Origin of the sequence: Stenotrophomonas sp. HMWF003 (genome assembly GCF_003061285.1) — a bacterium.
Taxonomy (GTDB): Bacteria; Pseudomonadota; Gammaproteobacteria; order Xanthomonadales; family Xanthomonadaceae; genus Stenotrophomonas; species Stenotrophomonas maltophilia_AP.
In genome coordinates this window covers 1,900-8,015 of the sequence record NZ_QAIW01000459.1, presented here as the reverse complement: position 1 = coordinate 8,015, position 6,116 = coordinate 1,900, and the positions used below count along the sequence as shown (strand labels likewise).

6 protein-coding genes and 1 pseudogene are annotated in these 6,116 nt (G+C 66.9%); 1 reads left to right on the top strand and 6 read right to left on the bottom strand.

Annotated features, from left to right (window positions below):
* Nucleotides 1–233: 233 nt before the first annotated feature.
* The 6 genes from DBR34_RS20405 to hflK all read right to left on the bottom strand — a co-directional run bounded on the left by DBR34_RS20405 (nucleotide 234) and on the right by hflK (nucleotide 5,337).
* Complete coding sequence (locus tag DBR34_RS20405; protein WP_128098133.1) at nucleotides 234–671, bottom strand: hypothetical protein; 438 nt, start codon at nucleotides 669–671, stop codon at nucleotides 234–236.
* Nucleotides 634–1,284 carry a helix-turn-helix domain-containing protein gene (locus DBR34_RS20400; RefSeq protein ID WP_128098132.1) on the bottom strand — a complete coding sequence of 217 codons (651 nt, stop codon included), beginning with the start codon at nucleotides 1,282–1,284 and terminating at the stop codon, nucleotides 634–636. The genes DBR34_RS20405 and DBR34_RS20400 overlap by 38 nt, the downstream gene beginning before the upstream one ends.
* Before the next feature lie 152 nt (nucleotides 1,285–1,436).
* Nucleotides 1,437–2,729, bottom strand: a complete 1,293-nt coding sequence (locus DBR34_RS20395; RefSeq protein ID WP_128098131.1) for an adenylosuccinate synthase — start codon at nucleotides 2,727–2,729, stop codon at nucleotides 1,437–1,439.
* Nucleotides 2,730–3,093: 364 nt separating this feature from the next.
* Nucleotides 3,094–3,282: a DUF2065 family protein gene (locus DBR34_RS20390; RefSeq protein ID WP_128098130.1), complete on the bottom strand. Its 189-nt coding sequence runs from the start codon at nucleotides 3,280–3,282 to the stop codon at nucleotides 3,094–3,096.
* A gap of 70 nt (nucleotides 3,283–3,352) precedes the next feature.
* The gene (locus tag DBR34_RS20385; protein WP_128098129.1) at nucleotides 3,353–4,216 is read right to left on the bottom strand and encodes a protease modulator HflC; all 864 of its coding nucleotides are present in this window, start codon (nucleotides 4,214–4,216) and stop codon (nucleotides 3,353–3,355) included.
* On the bottom strand, nucleotides 4,213–5,337 hold the full coding sequence (gene hflK, locus DBR34_RS20380) for an FtsH protease activity modulator HflK (RefSeq protein WP_128098128.1): 1,125 nt from the start codon (nucleotides 5,335–5,337) through the stop codon (nucleotides 4,213–4,215). Before hflK ends, DBR34_RS20385 begins: the two co-directional genes overlap by 4 nt.
* 204 nt (nucleotides 5,338–5,541) lie before the next feature.
* On the opposite strand from hflK, the pseudogene DBR34_RS24360 reads away from it, so the two are divergent.
* A pseudogene (locus DBR34_RS24360) lies at nucleotides 5,542–6,116 on the top strand (alcohol dehydrogenase catalytic domain-containing protein); the annotation flags it as partial.

The window sequence follows — 6,116 nt, the reverse complement described above, 5'->3', positions numbered from 1 at the left end:
AACCTCGACCACCTGCTGCATCGCGTGCTTCTGCACCGCGCTGCCGGTGGCACCGGTGGCCACCACGGCAGCCACCAGCAACAACAACAGGCCAAAGCCCATACCAAGACGCCAGACCACTCTGACGTTACGCAAAAAATCCATGGGGACATCCAAGAACGTGGGGGGGTGAGGGGGTATCGGCCCACGCCCGGACGTTCTTGATCACGCTTTCTTAACGGAATGGCTCCCATTCACCTTGGAGTGGACGGGCTGGGGTCATCCAGTTGCTGCCACGCGATACGCACGGCGTCGCACGCCTGGATCAGGTCCACCACCAACCGTTCGCTTACATCCAGTTCGCCTTCGTACTCGGCGATGTTGCGCTGCTGGTGGCACTTGTCCAGCACACGCCACACCTCGGGCCCTGCACCCAGGGTATGGGGCAGTGTCTGGAAAACGATATAGCGGTGCGACGGACGAAACCCCTGCCGCCGCAGCGCGGCCAGGCAGAGCGCGTGAGCGGCGTTGTAGTCCAGGTCGAAGCGACCTTCCAGGGATAGCGTTGTGTTGCGTGCATCCTGCAACCGGGCCAGGCCTGAGCGTCGCAACCCCTCGATTTCACGTGTATCCGGGAGCTCGACGCTCAGCGGTTTACCCGGTCCGGCCAGATTCTGCAGCGCTGAGTTCATCGTCTCCTCCGATGATCCAGATCTTGGGCTGTGCCAAGACCCGCATCAAGAAGGAATTTTCATCGTGAATGCGCTTGGATAATTCATCAGTTGAATAGAGCGTTGGATTCACGGGACGGCCAAGGTACGCGTCAACGCCATCCAGTGCCTGCATGACATCGGCATAGCCCAAGGTGTCCGACACGATAAGCAGATCGATGTCGCTGCGTGCCGTGTCGCTGCGCTTGGCGACGGAGCCGTAAACGAAGGCTGCCCTGACCTGCGCACGAACGGGGGCAAGCGCCTCCTGAAGCGGGCCGGCCAGGCCGACCGTCTTCTGCACGATCGCCACCAGCTCGTCATGGAGCGGGGAATCCGCATTGGCCTGATAACGCTTCTGGTTGCCCGAGCGCCTCAGCGTGACCAGCCCTGCGGCGGCCAACTTGGCGAGTTCGCGCTGCACCGCGCCGGACCCGGCACCGATCGCTGAAATCAATTCGGCAACACCGAACTCGCGCCGCGGTTGGCCGAAGATCAGGCCGAGTACGCGCTGCTGCGTCTGCGTAAACAGTGCATCGGCCAAACCCGTCGGGCGATCGGCTCCGCGGAGCGTTGGATTGGTCTTCGTACCCATATTGGGTACGTTAGTACCCATATTGGGTATATGCAAGCGACACAACGGCTGCGTGAGGGCAGGACACGAAAAAGCCCCGCTTTCGCGGGGCTCCTTCGTACATTTGCCTGGACTGGGGCGGTGCCGAGCCGGGCTCGGCACTACCGGGGTGCTCAGGCGAACGGGTCCTGCAGCACCATGGTGTGGTCGCGGTCCGGGCCGGTCGACACGATGCTCACCGGGCAGCCGGCCAGCTCTTCCAGCGCGCGCAGGTAGGCGCGGGCGGCGGGCGGCAGGTCGTCCCAGTTGGTGATGCCGTGGGTGTTCTCGGTCCAGCCCGGGAACTCCAGGTACACCGGGGTGCACTCTTCCCAGCCCTGCGCGTCCAGCGGGGCGTATTCGGTACGCTTGCCGCGGTATTCGTAGGCGATGCAGACCTTCAGCTTTTCCATGCCGTCCAGCACGTCCAGCTTGGTGATGCACAGGCCGCTGATGCCGTTGATGGCCACGGCGCGCTTGAGCGCGACGATGTCCATCCAGCCGCAGCGACGCGGGCGGCCGGTCGAGGCGCCGTACTCGGCACCGCGGTCGCGGATGCCCTGGCCGACTTCATCGTCCAGCTCGGTCGGGAACGGGCCACCGCCGACGCGGGTCGCGTAGGCCTTGGCGATGCCCAGCACGTAGTCGATCGCGTCCGCGCCCACGCCGGCACCGGCCAGTGCGCCGCCCACGGTGGTGTTGGAGCTGGTGACGTACGGGTAGGTACCGTGGTCGATGTCCAGCAGCGCGCCCTGGGCGCCTTCGAACAGCACGCGCTTACCCTGCTTGCGCAGGTCGTGCAGGATGCCGGCGACGTCGGACTTCATCGGCTCCACGTACTCGCCGAAGGCCAGGGCTTCGTCGTAGGTCTTCTGGAAGTCGACCGCGTCGGTCTTCAGGTAGTTGGTCAGCACGAAGTTGTGGTAGTCCAGCGCGGTGCGCAGGAGTTCTTCCAGCTGCGACGGGTAGTGCAGGTCGGCGATGCGGATGCCGCGACGCGCCACCTTGTCTTCGTACGCCGGGCCGATGCCACGGCCGGTGGTGCCGATCGCCTTGCCGCCGGCAGCGCGCTCGCGCGCCTGGTCCAGGGCGATGTGGTACGGCATGATCAGCGGTGCGGCCGGGGAGATCTTCAGGCGCGAACGCACTTCCACGCCGGAAGTTTCCAGCTCGGCGATTTCCTTCTGCAGCGCAGCCGGGGAGATCACCACGCCGTTGCCGATCAGGCACAGCGCGTCGGCACGCAGGATGCCCGACGGGATCAGGTGCAGCACGGTCTTCTTGCCGTTGATGACAAGCGTGTGGCCGGCATTGTGGCCGCCCTGGAAACGTACAACGGCACCGATTTCCTCGGTGAGCAGATCGACGATCTTGCCCTTGCCTTCATCGCCCCACTGGGCACCAAGCACTACGACAGACTGACCCATGACGGGCTCCTCATATGTTGCGGCCATCGGGGCCGCGGACGGGTAAACCGTGGCAGGGCTGGCCAGCGCGGTGATGGCGGCTCCAAACGGGGAGCGGCCGGCGATGGAAGGCCCAGACACGGAAAAAGCCGAACGGGGAGGCCCGTCCGGCTTTTTTGCATTATCCGGGTTTCCCCGGGCAGGTGCCACCCCGCTGGAGGGCGGCGTTGGCAACCGGTCAGCACGGGGCGTGGCCGGTAGTGCCGGCCGCTGGCCGGCTGCCTGGACGTGAACGGTAGTGCCGGCCGCTGGCCGGCTCCCGACCATGGCTGGGGAGCCGGCCAGCGGCCGGCACTACCGGGTCGGGGGCCGGGAGAGCCCGGCGCTACGCGTGGCGGATCCACCACAGGGTGGTCAGCCCGGCGAGCAGGATCACCCCGCCCCAGGTGCGCAGCGTGGCGCTGCGCAGCATCAGCAGCTGTTCGGCCATGCGCTTCCAGGCCAGCGGGGCGGCGAACAGGAACAGGCCTTCGAGCACGGCCACCAGGCACAGGGCCGAGAACAACTCTTTCATGACATCTCCACCAACAAAACGGGGACCCGGTCTGCACCGGGTCCCCGTGGGTTACCTGCCGCCTGCGGCCTCAGCGATCGCTCTTGAGGTACTGCAGGAACGGGTCGTTCTTGTCGAGCACGATCACGCCGTTACCGTCGGCCATCGACCCACGATAGGCCTCCAGGCTGCGGTAGAAGGCGTAGAACGACGGGTCGGCCGAGCCGGCCTTGCCGTAGATGCGCGCGGCTTCGGCGTCGCCGGCACCACGCAGCTGCTGCGCATCGCGCTCGGCTTCGGCCACGATCACCGTGCTGTCGCGGTCGGCCTGGGCACGGATGGTCAGCGACTGCTCCTCACCCTCTGCACGCAGCTTGGCCGCTTCCTGCTTGCGCTGGGCGCGCATGCGCTCGTACACATCGTTGATCACCTGGCTGTCGGTAGGCAGGTCGATCTGCTTGATGCGCAGGTCGATGATCTGCATGCCGAGGCCCTTCACCGCTTCATTGATGCCGGTCAACTGCCCGGCAATCAGCTCGCTGCGGTCACCGGACACCAGCTGCTGCAGCGAGCGCGAGTTGATCTGGTTGCGCAGCGAGTCGGTGATGATCGGGGCCAGGCGCGCATCGGCCACGCTGGCATCGCCACCGGTGGCACGGTAGTAGTCGCGCACGTTGGAGATGTACCCGATGGCGAAGAAGTCGACGCTGACGTCCTTCTGCTCGGCGGTGAAGTAACGCGCCGGGGCAGTGGCGAGCACCTGGAAGCGGCGGTCGAACACCCGCACCGTTTCCACCAGCGGCACCTTGAAGTGCAGGCCCGGCTTGATGTCCGCACGGACCACCTTGCCCAGGTTCAACACCATCGCGGTCTGGTCCTCACGGACCACGTACACCGAGCCCAGCAGGCCCAGCAGGGCGGCCACGGCCAGCCCGATCCAAAGGGAACTCTTCATCGGCTGACTCCTTCACGACCGGTCGGGCGGGTGGTCGGGCGTTCGGTGTTGCGCACGCCATCCACCGGCGTGCTGGCCGGCAGCGACGGCAGCATCACTTCCGGGGTCACGGCCGGTGCGGCCGGTGCGGCAGCGCCGCGGTTGTCGCCGGGCATCGGCACGTAGATCAGCTGGCGGCCGTCGCCACCGATGATCTTGCGGTTCTGGCCGAGCACCTGCTGCACGGTTTCCAACCACAGGCGCTTGCGGGTGACTTCCGGGGCGTCCTTGTACTGGGCCTGCAGCAGGGTGAAGCGTTCGGCGTCACCCTCGGCCTTGGCCACGGCCGCCTGCTTGTAACCTTCGGCGGTAGTACGTGCACGCGAGGCCTGGCCGCGCGCTTCCGGCACGACCTTGGCCGCGTAGGCCTGGGCTTCGTTGATCAGGCGTTCCTTGACCTGCTGGGCGCCGTTGACCTCGTCGAAGGCCGGCTTGACCTCCTCGGGCGGGCGCGCGTCGGGCAGGGTCAGGCCGGTCACGGCCAGGCCGGTGCGGTAGGCCTTCAGTGCGGCCTGCAGGCGTTCCTGGGCCACCAGTGCCAGCGGGCCGCGGTTGTTGAGGACCGCGTTGAGGTCGGCACGGCCCACCTGCTCGCGGACCGCGCTCTGCGCGGACTGCTCCAGCACCTGGTCGGCCGCGACCGTGCCGAACAGATACAGGCGCGGGTCGTCGATGCGGTACTGCACGTTGACCGAGACGTTGACGATGTTCTCGTCACGGGTCAGCACCGGTACCTGGCTGCTGAACGTCTTGATCTGGGTGGCATTGACCTTGGTCACCGATTCGATCGGCCAGGGCAGCTTGAAGTTGGGGCCGGGCTGCAGGATCCGCGAGAACTGGCCGAAGCGCAGCACCACGCCGCGCTGCTGTTCGCCGATCAGCTGGAAGCTGGAAAACAGCAGCAGCAGAACCACCGCGACCGCCACCCAACGCAGGATGTTGCCGTCGAAGAGATCCTTGAGCGGGCCGGGAAACCCGCCCCAACCGCTGCCATTGCCGCCACCGCGGGGTCCAAACGGCCCTCGTCGGTTCTCGTCGGGACCTTGTCCGCCCTTGTTGCCGCCGGGTGTATTCCAGGCCATGCACGCTCCATCAGTGAAAGGTTGCCTGCGGGCCATTCCGCACCGTCAACCATGAATCCGGTTCGATTCTACTAGATGGGGCGGATTGGCAGGATTGGAAGGGGCAACGTGCCGAAGGGAGCGATTCATGCGCCACCGCCACGGGGGTCCCGGCCCACGCGGGCACCGGGTAAGGTGTCGTTCCACACCCCATCAGGCCACCCCATGCCCCTCCCCGACCGCTTCAACGCTTTCCGCATCCACCAGGACGAGCACGGCCACCGCAGCGGCATCGAGGCGATCGGCCTGGACCAGCTCAACCCGGGCGAGGTGGTCATCCGCGCGCAGTGGTCGTCGGTGAACTACAAGGATGCCCTGGCCGGCACCGGCAAGGGCCGCATTCTGCGCCACTTCCCGCTGGTGGGGGGCATCGACGTGGCCGGCACGGTGGTGGCCTCCACCGACCCGGCCTACCGCGAGGGCGATGCGGTGCTGGCCACCGGCTGCGGGCTGAGCGAGACCCGTGACGGCGGCTACAGCCAGTACGTGCGCCTGGCAGCGAGCGCGGTGATCGCCCAGCCGGCCGGGCTGAGCCCGCGCGAGGCGATGGTGCTGGGCACCGCCGGCTTTACCGCCGCGCTGGCGCTGCTGCGCATGACCGACAACCGGCTGACCCCCGCGCATGGCCCGCTGGCGGTCACCGGGGCCACCGGCGGGGTCGGCTCGCTGGCGGTGGACATCTTCAGCCGCGCCGGCTTCGAGGTCCATGCCGTCAGCGGCAAGGCCGACCAGGCCGACTA